This window comes from Massilia sp. Leaf139 (assembly GCF_001424165.1).
Taxonomy (GTDB): Bacteria; Pseudomonadota; Gammaproteobacteria; order Burkholderiales; family Burkholderiaceae_D; genus Telluria.
This window is the reverse complement of sequence record NZ_LMOJ01000012.1, coordinates 41,743-66,097: the sequence shown is the minus strand read 5'-3', so window position 1 is coordinate 66,097 and position 24,355 is coordinate 41,743. Positions and strand designations below refer to the sequence as shown.

15 protein-coding genes are annotated in these 24,355 nt (G+C 65.6%); 11 read left to right on the top strand and 4 right to left on the bottom strand.

Annotated features, from left to right (window positions below; genetic code table 11):
* Positions 1 to 144: 144 nt before the first annotated feature.
* A complete protein-coding gene (tldD, locus tag ASF77_RS08995; RefSeq protein ID WP_056337891.1) occupies positions 145 to 1,605 on the top strand; it encodes a metalloprotease TldD in 1,461 nt (486 codons plus the stop codon).
* Between the two features lie 193 nt (positions 1,606 to 1,798).
* Here tldD and ASF77_RS08990 read toward each other — a convergent pair whose 3' ends face one another.
* From ASF77_RS08990 to ASF77_RS24200, 3 genes are all read right to left on the bottom strand, one after another.
* Positions 1,799 to 4,456, bottom strand: a complete 2,658-nt coding sequence (locus tag ASF77_RS08990) for a TonB-dependent receptor (RefSeq protein WP_056337888.1) — start codon at positions 4,454 to 4,456, stop codon at positions 1,799 to 1,801.
* Positions 4,457 to 4,801: 345 nt separating this feature from the next.
* Positions 4,802 to 7,678: a TonB-dependent receptor gene (locus ASF77_RS08985; protein ID WP_056337886.1), complete on the bottom strand. Its 2,877-nt coding sequence runs from the start codon at positions 7,676 to 7,678 to the stop codon at positions 4,802 to 4,804.
* Positions 7,679 to 7,950: 272 nt separating this feature from the next.
* Entirely contained in the window at positions 7,951 to 8,166 is a 216-nt protein-coding gene (locus ASF77_RS24200) for a hypothetical protein (protein WP_156648818.1), read from the bottom strand.
* Here ASF77_RS24200 and aroG point away from each other — a divergent pair.
* Positions 8,165 to 9,223 (top strand): 3-deoxy-7-phosphoheptulonate synthase AroG, encoded by a 1,059-nt coding sequence (gene aroG, locus ASF77_RS08980; RefSeq protein ID WP_056337885.1) that lies wholly within the window; start codon positions 8,165 to 8,167, stop codon positions 9,221 to 9,223. The genes ASF77_RS24200 and aroG overlap by 2 nt on opposite strands.
* Positions 9,224 to 9,598: 375 nt before the next feature.
* Here the strand turns inward: aroG and ASF77_RS08975 are convergent, their stop codons facing one another.
* Entirely contained in the window at positions 9,599 to 12,382 is a 2,784-nt protein-coding gene (locus tag ASF77_RS08975) for a TonB-dependent receptor (RefSeq protein ID WP_056337882.1), read from the bottom strand.
* A 393-nt stretch (positions 12,383 to 12,775) separates the two neighbouring features.
* Here ASF77_RS08975 and ASF77_RS08970 point away from each other — a divergent pair, with 393 nt between their 5' ends.
* The 9 genes from ASF77_RS08970 to nusA all read left to right on the top strand — a co-directional run bounded on the left by ASF77_RS08970 (position 12,776) and on the right by nusA (position 24,319).
* Positions 12,776 to 13,714, top strand: a complete 939-nt coding sequence (locus ASF77_RS08970; protein ID WP_056337879.1) for an ABC transporter permease — start codon at positions 12,776 to 12,778, stop codon at positions 13,712 to 13,714.
* Between the two features lie 7 nt (positions 13,715 to 13,721).
* Complete coding sequence (locus tag ASF77_RS08965) at positions 13,722 to 14,732, top strand: ABC transporter permease (RefSeq protein WP_056337871.1); 1,011 nt, start codon at positions 13,722 to 13,724, stop codon at positions 14,730 to 14,732.
* Between the two features lie 6 nt (positions 14,733 to 14,738).
* Positions 14,739 to 16,442 carry an ABC transporter ATP-binding protein gene (locus ASF77_RS08960; protein ID WP_056337869.1) on the top strand — a complete coding sequence of 568 codons (1,704 nt, stop codon included), beginning with the start codon at positions 14,739 to 14,741 and terminating at the stop codon, positions 16,440 to 16,442.
* Between the two features lie 94 nt (positions 16,443 to 16,536).
* The gene (locus tag ASF77_RS08955; protein WP_056337867.1) at positions 16,537 to 17,487 is read left to right on the top strand and encodes a DedA family protein/thiosulfate sulfurtransferase GlpE; all 951 of its coding nucleotides are present in this window, start codon (positions 16,537 to 16,539) and stop codon (positions 17,485 to 17,487) included.
* 128 nt (positions 17,488 to 17,615) lie between these two features.
* Complete coding sequence (locus ASF77_RS08950) at positions 17,616 to 18,626, top strand: glucokinase (RefSeq protein WP_056337865.1); 1,011 nt, start codon at positions 17,616 to 17,618, stop codon at positions 18,624 to 18,626.
* 406 nt (positions 18,627 to 19,032) lie between these two features.
* The gene (gene scpB / locus ASF77_RS08945; protein WP_056337863.1) at positions 19,033 to 19,767 is read left to right on the top strand and encodes an SMC-Scp complex subunit ScpB; all 735 of its coding nucleotides are present in this window, start codon (positions 19,033 to 19,035) and stop codon (positions 19,765 to 19,767) included.
* Positions 19,754 to 21,733: a 23S rRNA pseudouridine(2605) synthase RluB gene (rluB, locus tag ASF77_RS08940; RefSeq protein ID WP_056337860.1), complete on the top strand. Its 1,980-nt coding sequence runs from the start codon at positions 19,754 to 19,756 to the stop codon at positions 21,731 to 21,733. The genes scpB and rluB overlap by 14 nt, the downstream gene beginning before the upstream one ends.
* 535 nt (positions 21,734 to 22,268) lie before the next feature.
* Positions 22,269 to 22,757, top strand: coding sequence for a ribosome maturation factor RimP (gene rimP, locus ASF77_RS08935; protein ID WP_056337857.1), 489 nt, complete (start codon positions 22,269 to 22,271; stop codon positions 22,755 to 22,757).
* The gene (gene nusA / locus ASF77_RS08930) at positions 22,754 to 24,319 is read left to right on the top strand and encodes a transcription termination factor NusA (protein WP_056337853.1); all 1,566 of its coding nucleotides are present in this window, start codon (positions 22,754 to 22,756) and stop codon (positions 24,317 to 24,319) included. Before rimP ends, nusA begins: the two co-directional genes overlap by 4 nt.
* The last annotated feature ends 36 nt before the right edge of the window (positions 24,320 to 24,355 follow it).

Below are 24,355 nucleotides of genomic sequence, written 5' to 3'. Positions count from 1 at the left end.
CTGCCGCCCACGCGTTCAACCGGCCAATGCGTGGCGCCGACGTTTCCACGTACCCAACACCGCGTCGCCAACACCCGCGTCCGCATCGGTACGATCCTGTCGGATATGGCACAATGCCCCATCCAACCGAGACACGAACGCAAAATGACCCCATTCGAACCGAACCTCTCCTCCCTGGCTGTCGCGCGCGATGTGCTGCTGACGCCGTTTGGCCTCGACGAAGGCAAGTTGCTGACCACGCTGGGCACGATGTTCACCCACAAGGTCGACTACGCCGACCTGTATTTCCAGTTCACCAAAAGCGAGGGCTGGAGCCTGGAAGAAGGCATCGTCAAGACCGGCAGCTTCTCGATCGACCAGGGCGTGGGCGTGCGCGCTATCTCGGGCGAGAAGACGGCCTTTGCCTATTCCGACGAGATTTCCGAAATCGCCCTGCTGGATGCGGCGGCGGCCACGCGCACCATCGCGCGCGCCGGCGCCGGCCGTGTGAAAGTGGCGCGCAGCACGACGCCGACCGGCGGCCGTTCGCTCTACCTGCCGCGCGACCCGCTCGCCTCCTTGGATGCCACCGCCAAGGTGCGCCTGCTTGAACGCGTCGAAAAGATAGCACGCGCCAAGGATCCGCGCGTGGTGCAGGTGATGGCGGGCCTGGCCGGCGAATACGACGTGGTGCTGGTGGTGCGCAGCGACGGCGTGCTGGCCGCCGACATCCGCCCGCTGGTGCGCGTGTCGGTCACCGTCATCGCCGAACAGAACGGCCGCCGCGAGACCGGCTCCTCGGGCGGCGGCGGACGTTTCGACTATGGATATTTCGACGACGAGATCCTCGAGCGCTACGCCGACGAAGCGGTGAAATCGGCGCTGGTGAACCTCGACGCGCGTCCGGCCCCGGCCGGCCCGATGACCATCGTGCTCGGCCCTGGCTGGCCCGGCGTGCTGCTGCACGAGGCGGTCGGCCACGGCCTTGAAGGCGACTTCAACCGCAAGGGTTCCTCGTCCTATGCCGGCATGATCGGCCAGCGCGTCGCCGCCAAGGGCGTGACCGTGGTCGACGACGGCACGCTGCAGGATCGCCGCGGTTCGCTCAACATGGACGACGAGGGCAATCCGACCCAGTGCACGACCCTGATCGAGGACGGCATCCTGAAAGGCTATATCCAGGACACGATGAACGCGCGCCTGATGAAGATGCCGATCACCGGCAACGCGCGCCGCGAATCCTTCGCCCACCTGCCGATGCCGCGCATGACCAACACCTACATGCTGGCCGGCGACAAGGATCCGGCGGAGATCCTGGCCTCGGTCAAGAACGGACTGTACGCGGTGAACTTCGGCGGTGGCCAGGTCGACATCACGAACGGCAAGTTCGTGTTCTCGGCCAGCGAAGCCTACATGATCGAAGACGGCAAGATCACCTACCCGGTGAAGGGCGCGACCCTGATCGGCAACGGCCCGGAAGTCATGAACCGCATCTCGATGATCGGCAACGACATGGCGCTCGACTCTGGCGTGGGCGTGTGCGGCAAGGAAGGGCAGAGCGTGCCGGTCGGCGTGGGACAGCCGACGCTGCGGATCGATGGCGTGACCGTGGGCGGTACCGCATAAGGTCTGCCAGCGCGATGAAAAATTGCCCGGCTTGCCGGGCAATTTTTTTTGACGACGTATCGCGAACGGATGAGCTCGGTAGGGTGGGCGCCCCGTGCCCACCAGAAGCATGCACCGCGTTAGCGCATCGTTATGGTGGGCACGGGGCGCCCGGTGAAACCGTGGGCGATGCCATTGTCATCGCCCACCCCTACTAGAACTTGTAGGTCAAGCGCGCATACACCGTCCTGCCGAGCGGATCCGTGTAGCGCGGATCGTAGCCCAGCTGGAAGTTGGTGATCTGGTTCGTGAACGGCGGCTCCTCGTCGAACAGGTTCTTGATGCCGGCCGTCAGTTCGAACATCTTGTTGCCGGTGAAGGTCGTCGACAGCGACCAGGTCGAGTAATGCCCCACGTTGTTGGCGAACTCGGGTGCGACGGCCGTGTTCTGGTCGACGTAGTGCGACATGTAGCGGTTCGAGAGGTTGAAGGTGTAGTCGCCGCGCACCAGGGGCAGCAGCAGGTTGTGGCGCCAGCGGAAGACCGGCGTGGCGTCGGCATAGCGGCCGGCGTTTTCGGTGAAGGAGCCGCCGCGCTCGTTCTGGTAGTCGTACTTGTTGACATAGGTGCCGTCGATCGAGAGGCTGAGGTTGCCGAAGGGATTGCGCGGCAGCCGGTACAGCACCGACAGGTCGAGGCCGCGGGTACGCACCTCGCCCAGGTTGCTGGTGATGTCGAGCACGTAGTTCAGGCGCGTGCCGGACGCGTCGTACACGAACAGGTCGCGGTACTTGGCGAAGTCGGCGAAGATGGTCTGCTCGGCCAGGGCGCTGATCTGGTCTTTCAGGCGGATGTTCCAGTAGTCGGCCGACACCGTCAGCGAGGGCAGGGGCTCGAACACCAGGCCGGCGCTCCAGGTGCGCGAGCGCTCGGGCTGCAGGTTCGGATTGCCGCCGCCGCGCACGTTCTGCTGCTGGTCGCAGACGATGTTCGGATTGGCGCCGGGGATCGGCGTGCCGTTCGGGCACAGCAGCGGGTCGTTGTAGGTGTCAGAACTGTTGGTCGTCGTCTGCGGGCCGAACAGGTCGAACAGCGTCGGCGCGCGGAAGCCCTTGTTGAAGGAGCCGCGCACCAGGAGCTGGCGCACCGGCTGGTAGCGCAGCGACACCTTCGGATTGAAGCTGCCGCCGACGTCGCTGTAGTGGTCGTAGCGCGCCGCGAAGTTCAGTTCCAGATCCTTGATCACCGGCACGTTGAGCTCGCTGAAGATGGCGCCGATGCTGCGCTGGCCCGACTGGTCCTGGGCATCGGCCGACCCCGAGCTCGAGGCCTGCGAGGCCAGGGCGCGGTTGACGAAATACTTGGCGCGGTCGCGCCGGAACTCGGCGCCGATGGCGAAGCCGAGCGGGCCGGCCGGCAGGGTCATCAACTCGCGGCTGGCGCGCGCGTCGACCGCGCTGCTGTTGATGCGCGCGTGCAGGTATTCGCCCAGCAGGAGCGAGTTCTGCAGGTAGGCGGCGCCTTCCGGGCTCTGCGGCCCGAAGGGATTGAGGATGCCGGCGCCGACCCCGTCGATGATGCGCTGGTCGATGACATAGCCCGCGTCGAAGATGCTGCGCGCCCGGCCCAGCGAATGCGAGATGCCCGCGTTGTAGTCCCAGCCGGCAAAGCTGCCTTCCAGGCTGGCCAGCACGCGCACGGTGCTGCTGGAATCAAAGTTGATGCGGCCGCCCGTCTCGGTCGGGCGCCAGCTGATGTCGAGGTTTTCGCCGGTGAGGCCGGGGAAGGCGGGAACGATGCCGGCGCCCGGATAGTAGGGGCTGGCGGAGGTCATGGTCACGCCGATGTTCGACAGCGGCGGCGGGGCGACGCGCGCCTCGTTGGTGCTGCGTCCGAACACGAATTCGATGCTGGCCAGGTGATCCGGCGTGAGCTGGCGGTTGAACTTGCCCATGGCGCTGTACTGGCGCGTCTTGGGCACGTTGTCGACATACTGCGTGAAGTCGAATTCGCACACCGGTTCGTCGGTGGCGGGCGCCGTGTCGGGCGGGCGGCAGCCGCTGGCGAAATAGGGGTTGCCGGCCACGCCGAGATCGGAAAAGAAGTTGGCAGGGAAGGTCGTGCGGCTGACTTCGTTCATGCCGCGGTCGGGCCGCACGCCGGTGCGCGAGAAGCTGCGGTCGGTGGCGCGCAGCGCGCTGTGCTGGTGGTAGTCGAGCACGCCGAACATGCTGTAGCCATCGCGGCCGAGGTCGCCCAGGCCGCCGGAGATGTTGATGCGCTGCTCGTTGCCGCCGCCGCGCCGCAGCGGCTCGTAGCCTTCGACCGTGAGAGCATTGCCCTTCACCGAGCGGCGGGTGATGAAGTTGATGACGCCGCCGATGGCGTCGGTGCCGTAGATGGCCGAGGCGCCGTCGCGCAGCACCTCGACTCGCTCGAGGGCGGCGATCGGGATGATGTTGAGGTCGACCGTGTCCGCAAAATACGGGTGGTTCGCCAGGCGCCGGCCGTTGAGCAGCACCAGGGTCTTGTCGCCGCCGAGGCCGCGCAGGTCGGCGCTCGAGCGTCCGCCGGTGCCGGAACCGACCGCCGACGAGCTGACCGTCTGGGTCTGGTTCATGGGAATCGTGTTGAGCACATCCTGCGCCGTGGTCAGGCCCTGCTTGGCGAAGTCGGCGGCGCGGATGGTCGTGATCGGCAGCGAGCTTTCCGCCGCCAGCCGCTTGATCGAGGAGCCCGTCACTTCGACGCGCTGGATCGGCTGGCCGGTTGTGTCCTGCGCCGCCGCCGGCAGGCAGGCCAGTAGGCCCAGGCCCGCGATGGCGCCGCCGGACAGCCGGCGCAAAGAATGGGACAAGATGGTTTCGTTCATGTTGTCGCTCCTCGGTTCGGGTTACTTGCTCCTTTTTAGCCGCTGCATTGCCCGAACAGATCAACATGCATCGCGCGAGACATTGATCGCGAGCAGACACAAATGACGGGCGCCGGATAGTCAAATCGAGTCTTGCACCCCGATGCGTGTTTCGGCTGACAGCACGCAAAAAAAACCGGGCTTCGCCCTGCGCGTGGACTGCGGCAGGACGGACTGTTTGCGAGAGCGTGACGTGAACACAACACGGCACGCCGGAGCGGAATGGAAGCCGGCCGCCTGCTGCCAGCGGCCGAACCTGGTGTGCATCAGCCACGCCCGGCAAGCTGCACCGGGCGTGGCCGCCGCTCAGAACGTATAGCGCGCGCCCACGCTGAAGGTGCGTCCGACCGCGCCCGCATAATCCAGCGGGTTGTAGGCCTGGGCGCCGTAGGTCAGCGGATCGAGCGGCGCCACCTTGTCGAACAGGTTCTCGATCGTGCCGAACACTTCCCAGCCAGGACGTGGCTTCCAGCGCGCCACCAGGTCGAAGGTCGTGAACGAGGCCAGCTGGCAGCCGCTCGGCGCGTCCTGTCCGTTGGCGAAGTGGCTGGCGCAGCCATCCGGGTCGCCCTTGAACAGCACGTTGTCGATCGGCCCGCGGTAGTTGGCGTTCAGCGACACGCGCCAGTCGCCGCGATCCCAGGCGGCGCGCAGATTGAGGCGGTGATCCGGCGTGCCGATGCAGTTGGTCACGTCGCAGTTGCCATGGGTGCCGGCGAAGTCGCGCGAGCTGCCGTCGCGCTCGGTGCGCAGCCACTTGTCGAGGTAAGTCCATTTACCGTCGAGCAGGAGGTTGCCCCAGCCATCGGGCAGGCGCATCGTGTAGCGGGCGTCGATGTCGATGCCGCGCACCTTGGTCGAGGCCGAGTTGACGTAGTTCGCCAGCACCGCCGTGATGGCGCCGGGGTCGCCGGGGATGCCCGCCTGCGCCGTGCTCGGGTCGCGCGCCACCTGGCCGCGGGCGATGGCGTCGTCGGTCAGCTCCTGGTTGATCTCGTTCTTGCGCTTGATCTGCCAGAAGTCGATCGAGATGCTGGTGCGCGGCAGCGGATCCCAGATGATGCCGAAGTTGTAGCTCTTCGAACGCTCGGGCGACAGCGCCGGGTTGGGCGAGGTGATGACGGCGATCGCGGCCGGATCGCAGGCGAGGGTCACCCCCAGGCTGCAGCGCAGCGGATCCTCGGCGGTGGAGAAGGCGGCCAGGCCGCCGACGCCGTTCTCGGCCGCGCTCGGGGCACGGAAGCCGCGCGCGAACGTGCCGCGCAGGGCCAGCTGGCGCGAGGGCTGCCACTTGACGCCGACTTTCGGCGTATAGGAGTCGCCCACGTCGGTGAAATGATCCCAGCGCATGGCGCCGGTGATCTCCAGGCCGGGCAGCACCGGCGCCAGCGCTTCGCCATACAGCGCGAACACGTTGCGCGCACCGGCATAGGCCGAATAGCCCAGGCCGATCACGTTGCCGCGCTCGGTGCCGGTGGTCGGCTGCAGCTCGGTTTCCTCGCGCCGCCATTCGGCGCCGACCGCGACCCCGATGGCGCCGCCGGCCAGCTTGCCGAACTCGCGTGTGGCTTTCACGTCGCCCTGGACGATCTTGGTCTGGGCGTCGTTGGCGATCATGGGCGCGATCGCCGCGTACACGCCGGGGCTGTTGAGGCCGGTGTTCTCGCCGATGCGCCAGACCGTGCCCGGCGGCAGCGCCGCATAGGCCGGGCTGGTGGCCAGCGCCGCCGCGACATTCGCCGCGCTCGGATCGAGCATGGCGAAGGTGACGTCGCGCTGCAGGTAGCCCATGCGCTCGTTCGATACCTTGCTGCGCGAGAACAACAGCGAGGTGTCGACCTCCCAGCCGGCCAGGGTGCCGCGCACGCCCGCCAGGGCGCGGATGAAGAAGGAATCGATGTTCGAGATCCGCGGCCCGACGTCGCCGGCCAGGTAGCGCAGGCGCGCCGCCGTGCCGAAATACGGGTTGTCGGGGTGCCCGGCGCCCAACTGCACGCCGGCATTGCTGACCGGGCCGCCCGGGAAGCCGACGTTGGCGCTGACGGTATTCGGCGTGGTCGACGAGGAGGTCTGGCTCGAGTACAGGTTCAGTTCGCTGTAGGCCTCCATGTCGCCGGCCAGGCGCCAGGTGCCGCGGCCGAACAGGCTGTAGTTCTCCTGCTCGGGCTGCATCTGGTTGTAGACCAGGGTCGAGTCGATCAGGCAGCCGCCGCCGGGGTCGCCCTGCGGGTGGCTGGTGAAGTTGGAACAGGCCGCGCCGGGGAAGAGGCGGGTGAAGCCGGTCGTGGCCGCATCGAGGTTGCCGCGGTTGTAGTATTCGTTCGTGGCCGGGTTGCGCACGTTGCCGTTGATCGCGCTGCCGGCTGCATTGTTGCCGGTGATCGCGCCGGTGCCGCCCAATGCTTCCTGTGCCGAATAGCCCCAGTTGCGCAGGTCGATGCGGCCGATGTAGCGGCGGTCGGCGCGGTCGCGCAGCCAGATGTCGTTCTGGCGCTTGAACTCGAAATTGAGCAGCACGTTGTAGCGGTCGGTCTCGAGGTCGCCGAAGCCGTGGGTGACGGCGAAGTTCTGCTCTTCGCCGTCCCATTCCTTCGAGATGCCGAGCAGGCCGCGCACGGTGGTGCCCTTGAAGTCGCGGCGCAGGATGATGTTGACCACGCCGGCGATGGCGTCGGAGCCGTAGATGGCGGAGGCGCCGTCCTTCAGGATCTCGACGCGTTCGACGGCGTCGGTCGGGATCACGTTCAGGTCGGAGAACACCTTCTGGCCGTCGTCGGCCAGGCCGTAGGGCGCCATGCGCCGGCCGTTGAGCAGCACCAGGGTCGAGGCCGTGCCGAGGCCGCGCAGCGAGATGCCCGAGGCGCCCGCCGCGAAGCCGTTGCCGAAGCTCGTAGGCACCGAGCCCTGGTTGTCGACGGCCAGGGTTTGCAGCAGCTCGGCCACAGTGCTCTTGCCGGAGCGCTCGATGTCGGCCCGATTGACGGTCAGCACCGACGAGGCGGTTTCGGCTTCGGCGCGGCGGATGTTACTGCCGGTGACGACGACACGCGCGATGGGCCGTTCGGCCGCTTCCTGCGCATGCGCCTGCGGCGCCACGAGCAGCTGGGCCAGCAAGATCGGACCGATGGCGCCGGCGCCCGCGAAGAGCAGGCGCACCGATCGGGATAACAGGGTTTCAGTCATTTCCGGACTCCCAGATGTGTAGAGATCCCAGTCCGCGTGCTTGCGCTTGGCCTTGTCTCAAGTACTAGAGCTAAAGAAACTGATCTAGGGCAAAGAAACCGACTGGCCGGACGGGGGCTTGTCGTGACTTTTGCATTGAAGGCAACAGGCTGTCTGATATCTCTCAATCGTCATCCGGACGTTCGAAATGCTGTCTGTTTCTCGCAACCGCTTGCATATGCGCCTCCGTTTAGCCTGCAAATGACGCACTGCGACAAAACTCTTGCCAATATTCATAGCCAGGGGTTATAGTCATTTCGACCTTTTTCGGATCTTTCATGCGCAACGCTGCCTTCTTTACCTGCTATTTTTGGTTTAGCCATTCCAGCCTTCAGGCGGTGGAGTAGCGGCAGGTTCACGCAACGAGCGACCAGACCGAACGACACGAAACCGCCAGCGATGGCGGTTTTTTCATTTGCAGCCCAGACAAACGAAACGGAGTACCGCATGCCTCGCACCGACGACCTACGCATCCGCGAAATGAAGGAACTGACGCCGCCCTCGCACCTGATCCGCGAGTTTCCGGTGACGCCCGCGGCCGAGGAAACCGCGTCCGGCGCGCGCGTCGCGCTGCACCGCATCCTGCACGGCCAGGACGACCGCCTGATGGTGGTGATCGGCCCCTGCTCGATCCACGATCCGAAGGCGGCCCTGGAGTACGCGCGGCGCCTCGCCGAGCAGCGCCGCCGTTTCAAAGGCGAGCTGGAGATCGTAATGCGCGTGTACTTCGAGAAGCCGCGCACGACGGTGGGCTGGAAGGGAATGATCAACGACCCCTACATGGACAACAGCTTCCGCATCAACGACGGCCTGCGCATGGCGCGCGAGCTGCTGCGCGACGTCAACGAGATGGGCCTGCCGGCCGGCACCGAATTCCTCGACGTGATCAGCCCGCAGTACATCGCCGACCTGATCAGCTGGGGCGCGATCGGCGCCCGCACCACGGAGTCGCAGGTGCACCGCGAGCTGGCCTCCGGCCTGTCCTGTCCGGTGGGTTTCAAGAACGGCACCGACGGCAACATCAAGATCGCGGTGGAAGCGATCAAGGCCGCCTCGCAGCCGCACCACTTCCTGTCGGTGACCAAGGGCGGGCACTCGGCGATCGTCTCGACCGCCGGCAACGAGGATTGCCATATCATCCTGCGCGGCGGCAAGACGCCGAACTACGACGCGGCCAGCGTCGACGACGCCTGCAAGCAGATCGCCGCCCTCGGCCTGGCCTCGCGCCTGATGATCGACGCCTCTCACGCCAACAGTTCGAAGAAGCCGGAAAACCAGGTGCCGGTGTGCGCCGACATCGCGCGCCAGATCGCCGGCGGCGACGAACGCATCGTGGGCGTGATGATCGAATCGCACCTGCTGGCCGGACGCCAGGATCTGGTGCCGGGCAAGGAACTGGCGTATGGGCAGTCGGTGACGGACGGCTGCATCGACTGGGAGACCAGCGTCGGGGTGCTGGAGGGGCTGGCGGCGGCGGTGCGCCAGCGGCGTCTGCGCGAGGAATAAAAAAGCCCGGCCGAAGCCGGGCAGATTTTGTAGGGTGGGCGGCTCGCAATTCAGGCCATTGGCCTGACTTGCCCCACGCGGTGATACGTGGCGGCGAGATCGTCGAGCACGACGTCGGAGCCGGTGCGTATCACGCGTGGGCATGCCCACCCTACGGTACGCGGGTGCCAACGAATAAACCCGGCCGAAGCCGGGGAGGGTTTGTAGGGTGGGCACTCCGTGCCCACGCGGTGATACGCGGCGGCGAGATCGTCGAGCACGACGTCGGAGCCGGTGCGTATCACGCGTGGGCATGCCCACCCTACGGTGCGCGGCGGCTAACGAAAAAGCCCGGCCGAAGCCGGGCTTGAACTCAGGCCGAAGCCACGCTAGCGTTTAGAACTGATACCGCGCGCCCAGCTTGAAGTAGCGGCCGATGGCGCCGCTGGCGTCCATCGGGTTGTAGCTCAGGCCGCCGTAGGTCAGCGGATCGAGCGGCGCCACCTTGTCGAGCACGTTGTTGATCGACGCGTACAACTGCAGGTTCGCGTTGACGTTGTAGCGTGCCGACAGGTCGAGCGTGGTGAACGAGCCTAGGCGGCAGCCGTTCGGGGCGGGGCTGCCGTTGGCGAACTGCGAAGCGCACAGGTCGCCGGCGAAGGCCACGTTCTGCATCTCGCTGCGGTAGTTGGCCGTCGCGGTCAGGTTCAGCGCCTCGCGATCCCAGGAAGCCACCGCGCTGATCTTGTTCTTCGGCGTACCGGCGCAGTTCGAGGTGTCGCAGTTGCCGTGGGTGCCGGCGTACTGGTAGCGCACGGTGTCGGACTCGGCGCGTTCCCACGACGAGATGTGCGTCCAGGTCAGGCCCACCGTGGCGCGGCCGTAGGCGCCCAGGCGGAAGCGCTGGCGCATGTCGAGGTCGATACCCTTGACTTCGGTGAAGCTCGAATTGCGGTACGGTGCGCGCGACAGCAGCAGGCTGCCGGTGTTCGGCACCACGACGCCATTGACGACCAGGTTGTTATCCGAACGGATCGCGTCCGGCAGGGCCGCCGCTTCGTTGTACGGCATCGGGTTGATCTCGTTGCTGCGCTTGATCTTCCAGGCGTCGAGCGCGATGCTGGTGCCCGGCAGCGGATCCCAGACCACGCCCAGGGTCACGCCCTTCGAGGTTTCCGGCTCCAGCGCCGGGTTACCGATCTTCACCGCACCGACCGCGACCGCGCAGTCGGCCAGGGTCGCGCCGCCGGCGGCCGGCACGCCGCCCGGGCAGCGAATCGGATCGCGCGCGGTGGCGGTGCCGGTGCTCTGGCTTTCGACGCCCGATTCCGCCGGGCCCGGCGCACGGAAGCCTTCCGAATAGGTACCGCGCAGGGCGAAGGTCGGGATCGGCGTCCATTTCGCGCCGACTTTCGGCGTGGTCGAGGAGAAGTTCTCGTAGCGGTCATAGCGCAGCGCGCCGTTCAGTTCGACGCCTTTCAAGACCGGCGCCGCGACTTCGACGAAGACCGCCTTGATGTCCTGGTCGCCGCGCGCGGCCACGTAGGAGGCGTTGATCGAGCCGTTCTCGGTGCCCGACAGCGACGGGTTGTCGAGCTTTTCGCGGCGGTATTCGGCGCCGAAGGCCACGCCCAGGGCGCCGCCCGGCAGCTGCATCATTTCACGCGAGGCCTTGAAGTCGAGGATGTCCAGGCGCGTGGTCGAGTGCGAGGTCGCGCTGCGCGCCAGGGCCGCGTACAGGGCTGCCGGATTGCGGCCGGCCTGGTTGCCGATATAGTAGGGGAACAGCGGGCTGGCCGGGTTGCCGAGCGCGGCGGCCAGGGCCGGCATGTTCAGCATGTTGCTGTAGTCGAGGTCGAGCGTCGAACGCGAGTGGACGTAGGCCGTGTCATAGTCCCAGCCGGCCGCCTGGCCGCGCACGCCGGCGACGACGCGCATGAAGGCGTTGTCGGCCGAACGGGTCGATGGGCCGATGTCGAAGGCGGAGTAGCGCAGGCGCACCGGCACCCCGTACGGGTTCTGCGGATGGTTCGCGGCCAGCACGATGGCTTGCGGGCCGGTGCCGTAGTTGATGACGCCGGTAGGGAAAGAGGCGTTCGGCGGGAAGGCGACCGTCGGCGAGACCGATGGCGGAACCAGCGTGAATTCGGTGTCGCGGCGCGAGTAGCCGGCTTCGGCGTACGCTTCATGGCCGCCGGAGAGGCGCTTGGTGAAGCGGGTGTAGACGTTCAGGCCGCTGATCTCGGGCTGCATCGAACGGAATTGATCCTGGTACCAGAGGCAGCCGCCGGCCGGATCCTGCGCGGTCGTGGCCGACAGGGACGAGCAGCCCGGCAGCGAGACATAGTTGCCGGTGACCGGGTCGCGCAGGGCGCCGGTCGGGGTCGCGCTGGACGCGCCTGGGGTAATGAAGCCGGCCGCGAACTGGGTGTTCTGCGGATAGCCCCAGCGGCGGATGTCGCCGGCGCCGATCCAGTCGCGCTCGGAACGATCCTTGTTCATCAGCTCCTTGTTCGAGTAGGACTCGATGTTCAGGAGCACGTTGTAGCCTTCTTCGTCGAGTTTACCCAGGCCCCAGGTCAGCGAGCCCTTGGCCATTTCGCCGTCGCGGTAGCGCGACTGGCCGACTTCGGCCTTGGCGATCAGGCCCTCGAAATCCTTGCGCAGGATGATGTTGACGACACCGGCGATCGCGTCCGCGCCGTAGGTCGAGGAGGCGCCGTCCTTCAGGATCTCGATGCGCTCGACGGCTTCCATCGGCACGGTCGAAAGGTCGGTGAAGCTCTTCTGGCCATCGTCGGCGCGCGCGAACGGCGCCATGCGGCGGCCGTTGAGCAGCACCAGGGTCGAGGTCGCACCCAGGCCGCGCAGCGAGATCGCGGTCGAACCGGCGGCGAAGCCGTTGCCGAAGCCGGTCGGCAGCGAGCCGGCGCCGTCGGCGGTCAGGGTCTGCAGGTATTCGGACACCGTGCTCTTTCCGGACTTGGCCAGGTCTTCGGCGGTGACCACCTGCACCGGCGACGCGGTCTCGGCGCTGGCGCGCTTGATGCTCGAGCCGGTGACTTCGACGCGGGCGATCGGCGCCTCGGCCGTACCCGATACCTGCGCAAAAGCGGGCAGGGCAAACGCGGTGGCCAGCGCCATGGAAACGGCCTGGGACATCAGTGTACGTTTATGCATCTCTACTCCAAAATAGCCAATGGGAAATTTTCATATAGAATATGTATATTACCTTCGAGAAAATATTGGTGTAAATGTTCTCTCTTCGGTATATGCATATCCAATACATATTGTTATGACTCGGAATGTAGTCAGTTCATTCCGATGCTTTTTATAAAAACATGTGCAGAATGCAACGTCAAGACAGCACACGATATGCATGACACGGAAACAACAGTCGGCTTCCTCTAACGTGTGGCCCTTGACAAGATGCTGCCTGGACACTGAACAGCGCTTGTGCAGTGCAGCAGAATCCGCCTGCCGGGGCTCGGCGATTTAGGCTATCGTTACGCCTTTTGGATACGGCCGGGTGCGCGCAGGCTGGCGGCGCGCCGGAAGGTCGAGGGAAGATTCATGCTGGCTTACATATTCCGGCGGCTGTGGCAGATGCTGCCGACGATGGCGGGCGTCATCGTGCTCGTCTTCGTGCTGTTCAACTGGGTCGGCGGCGATCCGTCGTATCTGCTCGCCGGCAAGATGGCGGACGAGGCGGCGATCGCCAACATCCGCGCCCAGCTCGGCATCGACCAGCCGTATTCCGTCCAGCTCTGGATCTTCGTCAAGCAGATCCTGACTTTCGACTTCGGCAACGCCTGGAGCACCGGCGAGCCGGTCTCGCACATCATCGCCAGCCGGCTCGGGCCTTCGCTCACGGTGCTGGTGCCGCTGACCATCCTCGAGACCTTCTTCGGCATCGCGCTGGCGCTCGGCATCGCCTTCGTGCGCGGCTCGCTGACCGACCGCGCGGTGATGGTGGCCTGCACGGTCGGCATGTCGATTTCGATCCTGGTCTACATCATCGTCTTCCAGTACTTCTTCGCCTACAAGCTGGGCCTGTTCCCGGTGCAGGGCTGGGGAGAGAGCCTGGGCGAAAACCTGCTGCGCTATGCGCTGCTGCCGATCATCATCGGCCTGGCGGTGTCGATCGCGCCGACCCTGCGCCTGTACCGCAGCTTCGTGCTCGACGAGGTGCACCAGGACTATGTGCGCACGGCCCGCGCCAAGGGCTTGCCGGAGCGGCGCATCGTCTGGGTGCACGTGCTGAGGAATGCCGCGATCCCGATCATCACCCACGTGATGGCCAACCTGCCGGCGCTGCTGATCGGGGCCTTCCTGCTGGAGCGCTTCTTCGGCATTCCCGGCATCGGGCGCGAGGTGATCCTGGCCGTCGAGCGCAGCGACTTCCCCGTCATCAAGGCGATCACCGTGTACGTCGCCGCCGCGACCATGGTGTTCAACCTGCTGGCCGACCTGCTGTACGGCGCGGTCGATCCGCGCGTGCAGCTGAAATGAGGGCGCGATGACGACGATGAATCACGCCGGCTCGCCCGGCCTGTGGACGCTGGCCTGGCGCCGCCTGCGCGCCGACCGCATCGCGATGGCGGCCCTCGGCGTGGTAGGCGCCTTTCTCGTGCTGCTGATGCAGTCCACGACCGGACTGGTGGCCGCCGACTGGGAAGAGGAAGTGGCGGTGAATTACGCGCCGCCCGGTTTCGTCGGCCCCGATGCGGCAAGCGTCGCGCTGGCGCAGCCGCAGGCGCCGGTGCCGCCGAACGTCTTCGATCCGCTGGCGGAAGAAATCGCGCAGCTGAAGGCCGAGCTGCAGGCCACGCACCCGCCGCGTCCCAAGGCCCTGACGCTGCCCTTCGGCGCCGACAAATGGGGCCACGACATCCTGAAAAAAACCATCAAGGGCGGCGAAACCTCGATCGTGGTGGGCCTGGTGGCGGCCTTTGTCGCGGTCGGACTCGGCACCCTGTTCGGCGCCGTCTCCGGCTTTTTCGGCGGACTGGTCGACGACCTGTTCAACTGGTTCTACAGCATCTTCACGTCGATCCCCTCGATCCTGATGATCCTCACCGTGGCCGCCGTCCTGCAGCAGAAAGGCGTGACGACCATCGTCCTGATCCTGGGCCTGACCGGCTGGACGGGGCCCTATCGCCTGGTGCGCGCCGAATACATCAAGCACAAGGCACGCGAATACGTGATGGCGGCCGATGCGATCGGGGCCTCGAGCTGGCGCAAGATGTTCTCGCACATCTTCCCGAACGTCTCGCACGTGGCGCTGGTGCAGCTGTCGATCCTGGTGGTCGGCTTCATCAAGGCCGAAGTCATTCTGTCCTTCCTCGGCTTCGGCGTGCCGGTCGGTACCGTGTCCTGGGGCAGCATGCTCAACGAAGCGCAGAACGAACTGATCCTCGGTAAATGGTGGCAGCTGGCCGCCGCGGCGGGGGCGATGGCGATCCTGGTGACGGCTTTTTCGCTGTTCACCGATGCGCTGCGCGATGCGCTCGATCCGAAGCTGAAATGAGGCCGCATGACGATTGAATCCCAAGCTGAACCCCAAGTGCTGCTGCGCGTGCGCGACCTGCGCATCGCCTTCCGTGTCGACCGCAAGACCACGGTGGAAGCGATCAAAGGCATTTCCTTCGACGTGCCGCACGACGCCACCGTGGCCCTGGTGGGCGAATCGGGCAGCGGCAAGTCGGTCAGCTCGCTGGCCGTGATGGGACTGCTGCCGCCGGAGACGACGCTGGTCGACCCGCAATCGAGCGTGCAGTTCGAGGGGCGCGAGCTGCTGCATCTGTCCGTCGCCGAACGGCGCGCCCTGTGCGGCAAGGACATCGCGATGATCTTCCAGGAGCCGATGTCGTCGCTGAACCCGGTGTTCACGGTGGGCTTCCAGATCGGCGAAGTGCTGCGCCGGCACATGGGCATGAACAAGAAGGAAGCCCGCGCGCGCACGCTGGCGCTGCTGGAGGAAGTCGGCATCCCCGATCCGGCAACTAAAATCGACGCCTATCCGAGCCAGATGTCGGGCGGGCAGCAGCAGCGCGTCATGATCGCGATGGCGATCGCCTGCGAACCGAAACTCCTGATCGCCGACGAGCCTACTACGGCGCTCGATGTGACGATCCAAAAGCAGATCATGGAGCTGATCGCGGCCCTGCAAAGAAGGCACCGCATGGCCGTGCTCTTCATCACCCATGACCTCGGGCTGGTGGGCGAGATCGCCGACCGCGTGATCGTGATGCGCCATGGCGAAGTACGGGAAGAGGGCAGCGCCGGGCAGGTGTTCGGCGCGCCGCGCGACGCCTATACGCGCGCCCTGCTGCATTGCCGCCCGACGCTTGACAGCCGCCCGGTGCGCCTGCCCGTGATCGACGACTACCTGAGCGGACGGGGCGACCCGCTGGCGGCGCTGCCGCAGCGTACGCGTGGCTACGCGCCGGACGACGAGAATGTGCTGGTCGTGAACAATCTGGCGAAAAGTTTTACGCTGCGCGAGGGCCTGTTCGGCAAGCGCGTCTTCCACGCGGTGAAGGACGTGTCGTTCACGCTCCCGCGGGGGAAGACCCTGGGCGTGGTCGGCGAATCCGGGTCAGGCAAGACCACGGTCGGCCTGACCCTGCTGCGCCTGCACCGCGCCACCGGCGGCAGCGCCATCTTCGACGGGCGCGACCTGTTCGCACTGTCCGAGCGCGAGTATGCCGCGTATAAGCGGCGCATCCAGATCATCTTCCAGAATCCGTATGCCTCCCTGAATCCGCGTTTCACGGTCGGACAGATTTTGCTGGAGCCGATGCGCATCCACGGCATCGGCGACGATGACCGCGAACGCACCAGGACGGTGCATGCGCTGCTGGAACGGGTCGGCCTGCCGGCCCAGGCCTTTCACCGTTATCCGCACGAGTTCTCCGGCGGCCAGCGCCAGCGCATCGCGATCGCGCGCTGCCTGACGATGAAGCCGGAGATCCTTGTCTGCGACGAATCGGTCTCGGCGCTGGACGTGTCGGTGCAGGCCCAGGTCTTGAATCTGCTGCAGGATCTGCAGGACGAGTACAAGCTGAGCTACATCTTCATCTCGCACGACCTGTCGGTGGTGCGCTACATCGCCGACCGGGTGATGGTGATGCATCACGGCAGCGTGGTCGAAATGGCCGATTCGGATACGCTCTACCGCGATCCGCAGCATCCGTACACGCGGTCGCTGCTGGCGGCGATTCCGCGCCTGGCGTGAGGTTTCTGCGCGTTCGGCAAAGCGTTGCGTAAAGGAGTCATACCCCAGCAGCCAGCCGCCAGCCGAAAAGGGGGAATTCGGCTACCATGAACGGATGTCCGAGCTTACTCTCCTGATCCAGAACTACGGCGTCTTCCTCGTCTTTGGCACCGTGCTGCTGGAGCAGTTCGGGCTGCCGATTCCTGCCTTTCCCGTGCTGGTACTGGCCGGCGCGATGGCGATGGAGGGTGGGGCCAGCTGGCAGCTGTGCCTGGCGGCCGTGCTGCTCGCCTGCCTGATCTGCGATTTCTTCTGGTTCCGCGCCGGCCGCTTCTACGGCAAGCGCGTGCTGCGCCTGCTGTGCCGCATTTCGCTCTCGCCCGATTCCTGCGTCAACCAGACCGAAGACCGCTTTCGCCGCTACGGGCCGAAGTCGCTGCTGGTCTCGAAATTCGTCCCCGGCTTCAACACCATCGCGGCGCCGATGTCGGGCGCGCTCGGCACGGGCGCCGCAACCTTTCTCGGCTTCGCCGGCACCGGCGCCTTGCTCTGGGGCGGCACCGGCATCGCGCTCGGCGCCATCTTCCACGACAGCGTCGACAATGTGCTGTCCACCCTGGAAACCATGGGCAGCGCGGCGCTGATGGTGCTGGGCAGCCTGCTGGCGCTGTTCGTCGCCTATAAATATGTGGAGCGGCGCCGGCACCGGGCCACGCTGGCCGTGCCGCGCATCGCGATCGGCGAATTGAAGGCCCTGATGGAAGGCGGGCACGACCCCTTGATCGTCGACGCGCGCAGCGTCACCGCCCAGGCGCTCGAGTCGGCCATTCCGGGCGCCGTGCTGTTCAACGACTGCGAGCCGGGCCAGCTCATGGCCAGCCTGGACAAGGATCGCCACATCGTCGTCTACTGCTCCTGCCCGAACGATGTCACGGCGGCCCAGGTCGCCAAGCAGTTCCTGGCCAATGGCTTTCACCGGGCGCGGCCGCTGCACGGCGGACTCGATGCCTGGCAGGCCCATCATGCGCCAGCTGGAGAAGAGGCAACACAGATGCGCAGCGCGTAGTCGTACTACTTGAACTGACCGGAATTGTTGGTGCGATCACCGCACCTTTGTACCTAAACTACAGATTGTTCTTGTAAGTCCGCAAAGAAATCCAGTAAGCTTGGGCATCCCCAGCCTGATGCCCTGCAATGACTGCTTCCTTGCCCGTCCACGTTTCCTCTGCCGCCCAGTTCGATCGCCCGCGCCTGCTGGCCGATGTCGGCGGCACCAATGCGCGCTTCGCCCTCGAGCTGGCGCCGGGACGGTTCGACGCGGTGCAGGTGCTCGCCTGCGGTGACCATGCGACGTTTGCCGACGCCATGCGCGCTTACCTGGCCTCGCCTGTGGTCGCCGCGTTCGGATCCGTCGCCCATGCCGCGGTGGCGATCGCGAATCCGGTCGACGGCGACCAGATTCGCATGACCAACCACCACTGGCAGTTCTCGATCGAGGCGGTGCGCCGCGAGGTCGGGCTCGACACGCTGTTGGTAGTCAACGATTTCTACGCCCTGGCGCGCTCGCTGCCGCACCTGGCCGACACCGACAAGGTGCAGGTCGGCGGCGGAGCTGCGCGTGCCGGTGCGCCGCTCGGCCTGCTGGGCGCGGGCACCGGCCTGGGCGTGTCGGGCCTGATCCCGGCCGGCCCAAGCTGGACGGCACTGAACAGCGAGGGCGGCCACGTCACCTTCTCGCCCGCAAACGAACTCGAAGTCGCGGTGCTGCAATACGCCTGGCGCGAGTTCGAGCACGTCTCGGCCGAGCGCTTCCTGTCGGGCGCCGGGGTCGAGCTGATCTACCGCGCACTGGCGCATGTGCAGGGCGTCGCGTCGGAGAGCCTGTCCGCGCCGGAAATCTCGCGCCGCGCACTGGCCGGCGAATGCGCGCTGTCGAACCAGGTGCTCGACGTGTTCTGCGGCATGCTCGGCACGGTTGCCGGCAACCTGGCCGTGACTCTCGGCGCCCAGGGCGGCGTGTACATCGGCGGGGGCATCGTGCCGCGTCTGGGCGAGCGCTTCGCCGCCTCGTCCTTCCGCCAGCGCTTCGAGCAGAAGGGCCGGTTCGCTTCCTACCTGGCCCAGGTGCCGACCTACGTGATCACCGCCGAATATCCGGCTTTCCTTGGCGTGTCCGCCGTTTTAGCGGAAAAACTGTCGGCTTGAAGCCAAAGCGCTGCGCACCCCTTGCGCAAGTGGCCGTTCTTGTGTTTTATCGGTTACAATGGCCCGCAGTTGAAGAAACGATGTCGATTACTGCATGGCGCGCCCACCGAGCCTTCCAGCCTCCAGGCCGCATGCCAGATCCGCGTTTCGCTGAATAATCATCTGTAGGCTGCCCGCCTTGCACGCGTGCAGCCCTGTGGCCGGGCCCGGTTCCGCCACGTTATTGCGCCCGCCGCGTCCAAGCGCGGGCCATTGATTCCTGTTTCAACGAGCTGAGTTGCGAACCCGCGTTGGCGATATGGCTTGCGCTGTGCCGTTTCCGGCCAGCGATGCGCGTTGTTGGCGGCTGTGATTGCGCTTATTTGTTTGAACGTTTCCAGGCTTGCGAGCCCTGACGACATCGAGAATGAAGACTGATGAGGCCAAGCGGGTACTCGAGACCGCCTTGTTGTGCGCGCGCGAGCCGATGTCGCTGCACGGCATGAAAAAGCTGTTCGCCGACGTCGACGCGAACGGACGCGTGCTCGGAATCGGCGTCGGCACGGACACCATCAAGCTGCTGCTCGAGGAATTGCGCCACGACTGGAAAGACCGCGGCATCGAGATCGTCAGCCTGGCATCGGGCTGGCGCTTCCAGAGCCGTCCCGAGATGAAGCCGTATCTCGACCGGATCACTCCGGAAAAGCCGCCGAAGTATTCGCGCGCCACGCTCGAAACCCTGGCGATCATCGCCTACCGCCAGCCGGTCACGCGCGGCGACATCGAGGAGATCCGCGGCGTCGCGGTGAACTCGCAGACGATCAAGATGCTCGAAGACCGGGGCTGGATCGACGTCGTCGGCCACCGCGAAGTGGTGGGCCGGCCGGCCCTGCTGGGGACGACGAAGCAGTTCCTCGACGACCTCGGTCTGGCATCGCTGGGGCAATTGCCTCCGCTAGATAGTATTGCCGACGCCCAGGACGGGCGCAGCCTCGAGGCGCTGGAAGCGGCGCTGCAACAGAATTTTGACAAGGCGGACGCCCAGGCGGCCGCCGAAGAAGAACAAGTTACTTCACCCGTTGAAGTCCTGATACACGACCCGCAACCGGCCTTCGGCGTGGACAGGGTCAACAACAACGAAACGAACAATGAACCCAACTGACACCGATACCACGCCTGCCGCGCCAGGCAAGGACGAGGCGGCCAAGCCGAAGCGCCGCACCAAGGCCGCTGCTGCCGTGGAGGCCGCTGCGCCTGCCGCCGCCGCAGCCGAAGCGCCGGCCGCTGCGAAGCCGAAGCGCCGCACCAAGGCTGCCGCTGCGCCTGAAGCAGCCGCACCTGCGGCCGCCGAGAGCGCCGCCGCGCCAAGCGCAGCCGCTGCGCCCGCGGCCGATCCTGCGCCGGCCCGCGTCTCCGTGCGCAAGCCGCGCGCCGCCAAGGCCAAGCCGGCCGAAGCGCCTGCGCAGGCGATGGAAACCTGGCCGCAGCCGGCCGCCGTCGCCAATCCGGCGCCGACGGTCGACAACATGGCCGCCGCCGATGCGCCGCGCCAGGGCCAGGCGCAAGCCGACGGCCAGCGCAAGCCGCGCGGCCCACGCCAGATGCGCGAACAGCGCGCCGTGCGCGAGGCGAACAAGCCGGCAATCGCACCAGCCGCCGCGCCGGAAGCGCAGGCAGCCGCGCCATCGGCCGATGTTGCGCCGGCACAGGGCGAGCAGGGCGGCGACGCCCGCCGCGAAGGGCGCCAGGGTAAGAATAAACAGCAGAAGAACGTTAAAGGCCAGCGCGGCGCACAGCCGAACGTGCAGCAGAATGGCCAGGGCGGCCGCGGCCAGGGCGGCAAGCCTAACGGCAAGGGCAAGGGTGGCGGCAAGCCGAACGACGCCGACGCCGTGTTCTCCTTCGTCACCTCGGACGCCTTCGACGCCAACGACGGCGGCCGCGGCCAGCAATCGAAGCAGGTGCGCCGCGACCTGACGGCCGACGACGACGCGCCGAAGCTGCACAAGGTGCTGGCCGAAGCCGGTCTCGGTTCGCGCCGCGACATGGAAGACCTCATCGTCGCCGGCCGCGTGTCGGTGAACGGCGAACCGGCCCACATCGGCCAGCGCATCCTGCCGACCGACGCCGTGCGTATCAACGGTAAGCTCATCCAGCGCAAGGTGCACAACAACAAGCCGCCGCGCGTGCTGGTGTACCACAAGCCAGCCGGCGAGATCGTCAGCCACGACGATCCGGAAGGCCGCCCATCGGTCTTCGACCGCCTGCCGACCATGAAAACCGGCAAATGGCTGGCCGTCGGCCGCCTCGACTTCAACACCGAAGGCCTGCTGCTGTTTACGACCTCTGGCGACCTGGCGAACCGCTTGATGCACCCGCGTTACAACATCGACCGCGAATACGCCGTGCGTACCTTGGGCGAGCTGGAAGAAGGCATGCGCCAGAAGCTGCTGGCCGGCGTCGAACTCGACGACGGCATGGCGAACTTCACCAAGATCGCCGACGGCGGCGGCGAAGGCATCAACAAGTGGTACCGCGTGGTGATCGGCGAAGGCCGTAACCGCGAGGTGCGCCGCATGTTCGAGGCGGTCGGTCTGACCGTCTCGCGCCTGATCCGTACCCGTTACGGCGCCATGACCTTGCCGTCGGGCCTGAAGCGTGGCCGGTGGGAAGAGCTGGAAGAAAACGACGTGCGCAATTTCATGGCCGCGTTCGGGATCGAGAAGAAGGGCGCTTCCGGCGGTGATGCCAAAGGCAAGGGCAAGGGCGGCCAGCAGGCCGATCCGCGCCGTTCGGACGGCAACCGCATCGACCGCGCCGACGCGAACCGCAACGTCGATCCGTTCGGCCCGCCGGTGGCGCGCGTCGGCGTGCCGCCGCGCGGCGGCATGGCGGCGCCGATGGGCCGTCCTGCGGGCGGCGGCAAGGGCCGTGGCGGCAATGCCGGCGGCTTCGGCGGCGGCGCATCGGGACGTCCGGGCAGCGGCGGCGGCAGCGGCCGTCCAAAGCAGCCTGATCCGCTGCAGACCACGTTCGGCTTTGCCGGCACGGGTGGCGGTGGACGCCGCGGTGGCCAGGGGCCGCGCGGTTCGGAGCATGGCTTGCCGCGCCGCGGGCGTCGCGGGTAAGTTTCTCACTGCCGCGGCCGTCTTAGCACCGCGGCGTTATTTAGGTGGCGAACGCGTGGGCTCGGGGAGCCCACCCTACGTTACGCGGCTGCCAACAATCTGATGATGGCCGTCATATGCCGTAGGGTGGGCTCTCCGAGCCCACGCGTCATCATCGCTTGAATCGCGGCATAGCGTCCTCATGTAGGGAGCCCGGGAGTCACGCTGCGTCTGCTCAACCGGGCGAAACACGCGGGCATGCCCGCCCTACGTTACGCAGCCGTAAGCGGTAAAAATTCGGTCGGCAGCGCATTGCGATCACTACCACATCAGTTTTTGCTTTGATAACGTGCGCGGCCGTTGTTGCCTTGCTCATAAAATGGTATGTCGATTGCAGCGTGCCCTCGAATACGTTATAATTTGCAGCCTAATCGAAGTCCTTCCCCAGTATTAATTTGGTGCAAGTGCTTTCATCTGGTTGGGTTGTAAATACAAAAGATGGGCAGATGCCCATTTTTTTTTTGGTAAAACGTTTTAACGCCCTTGGAGAAGTGTCGTGCAGCAGTTTGATTTGATCGCCAAGACAGTCGGTGGCCTGGGCTACGAGCTCGTTGATGTCGAACGGGGCGAGCGCGGGGTGCTGCGCGTGTTTATCGATTTCCCGGCTGCCGTCGCGGAAGAGAAGGGCCCGATCACGGTCGAGGATTGCGCAACGGTGAGCCACCAGTTGTCGCACGTACTGACCGTGGAGAACGTCGATTACGAACGTCTCGAGATTTCGTCGCCCGGGCTGGATCGCCCGGTGCGCACCCTGGCCGATTTCGAGCGCTTCGCCGGCCACGAATGCACGGTGAAGCTGCGCGTTGCCATGCCGGGCACCGCGAACCGGAAGACCTATACGGGCATCCTGGTCGCGCCGGAAGGCGACAAGATCGGTCTGGAATTTGAAGGCAAAGATGGGCCGGCGTTGTTGGAATTTACGCTGGCCGAATTGGACAAGGCACGTTTGGTGCCGCAGGTGGATTTTAGGAGTCGCAAAGCATGAGTCGCGAAATTTTGTTATTGGTTGATGCGCTCGCGCGCGAAAAAAACGTCGATAAGGAAGTGGTGTTCGGGGCGCTCGAGTTCGCCCTGGCCCAGGCCACCAAAAAACGCTATGAAGGCGAGGTCGACATTCGCGTGAGCATCGATCGCGACAATGGCGAATTCGAAACCTTCCGCCGCTGGCACGTCGTGCCCGATGAGGCCGGCCTGCAGCTGCCGGATCAGGAAATCCTGCATTTCGAAGCAAAAGAACAGATCGCCGACATCGAAGTCGACGAATACATCGAAGAGCCGGTGGAATCGGTCGACTTCGGCCGCCGCTTCGCCCAGGACACGAAACAGGTCGTCCTGCAGCGCGTGCGCGATGCCGAGCGCGAGCAGATCCTGCAAGACTTCCTCGAGCGCGGCGATTCGCTGGTCACCGGCACCATCAAGCGCATGGAACGCGGCGACGCGATTGTGGAATCGGGCAAGATCGAAGCGCGCCTGCCGCGCGACCAGATGATCCCGAAAGAGAATCTGCGTATCGGCGACCGCGTCCGGGCCTACATCCTGCGCGTGGACCGCAATATGCGCGGCCCACAGGTGATCCTGTCGCGTACCGCGCCGGAATTCATCATGAAGCTGTTCGAACTGGAAGTGCCGGAAATCGAGCAAGGCCTGCTGGAGATTAAATCCGCGGCCCGCGACGCCGGCGTGCGCGCCAAGATCGCCGTCTTCACCAGCGACAAGCGCATCGACCCGATCGGTACCTGCGTCGGCATGCGCGGTTCGCGCGTGCAGGCCGTGACCGGCGAACTCGGCGGCGAGCGCGTCGACATCGTGCTGTGGTCGGACGATCCGGCCCAGTTCGTCATCGGCGCCCTGGCGCCGGCGAACGTGTCGTCGATCATGGTCGATGAAGAAAAGCACGCGATGGACGTGGTGGTCGACGAAGAAAACCTGGCGATCGCGATCGGCCGTTCGGGCCAGAACGTGCGCCTGGCGTCGGAACTGACCGGCTGGAAGATCAACATCATGACGGCCGAGGAATCGGCCAACAAGGTGGCCCAGGAAACGGCGACGATCCGTACGCTGTTCATGGAAAAGCTGGACGTCGACCAGGAAGTGGCCGACATCCTCGTCGAGGAAGGTTTCTCGAGCCTGGAAGAAATCGCCTACGTGCCGATTTCGGAAATGCTGGAAATCGAATCCTTCGACGAAGAGACCGTGAACGAACTGCGTACCCGTGCCCGTGACGCCCTGGTGACCGAAGCAATCGCTTCGGAAGAGGGGCTGGAAGGCATGGAAGAGGAACTGGTCAACCTCGAAGGCATGGACCGTACGACTGCCGGCAAGCTGGGTCTTGCAGGCATCAAGACGGTCGAGGCTTTCGCTGGACTGGCGTACGACGAATTCGGTGCCATCCTGGCCCTGTCGTCGGACCGCGCCCGTGAACTGATCAAGAGTGAATTTAATGATGTGACCGACGATGAGATGAAGCTGGTCGACAGTAAATATGATGACCGCGCCAAGGCGCTGCAGGCGAAAGCCTGGAGCCTTGCAGAAACGGCCAAGGCATAATTTGCAAATCTTTATCATCTCCGCGACACATAGAAA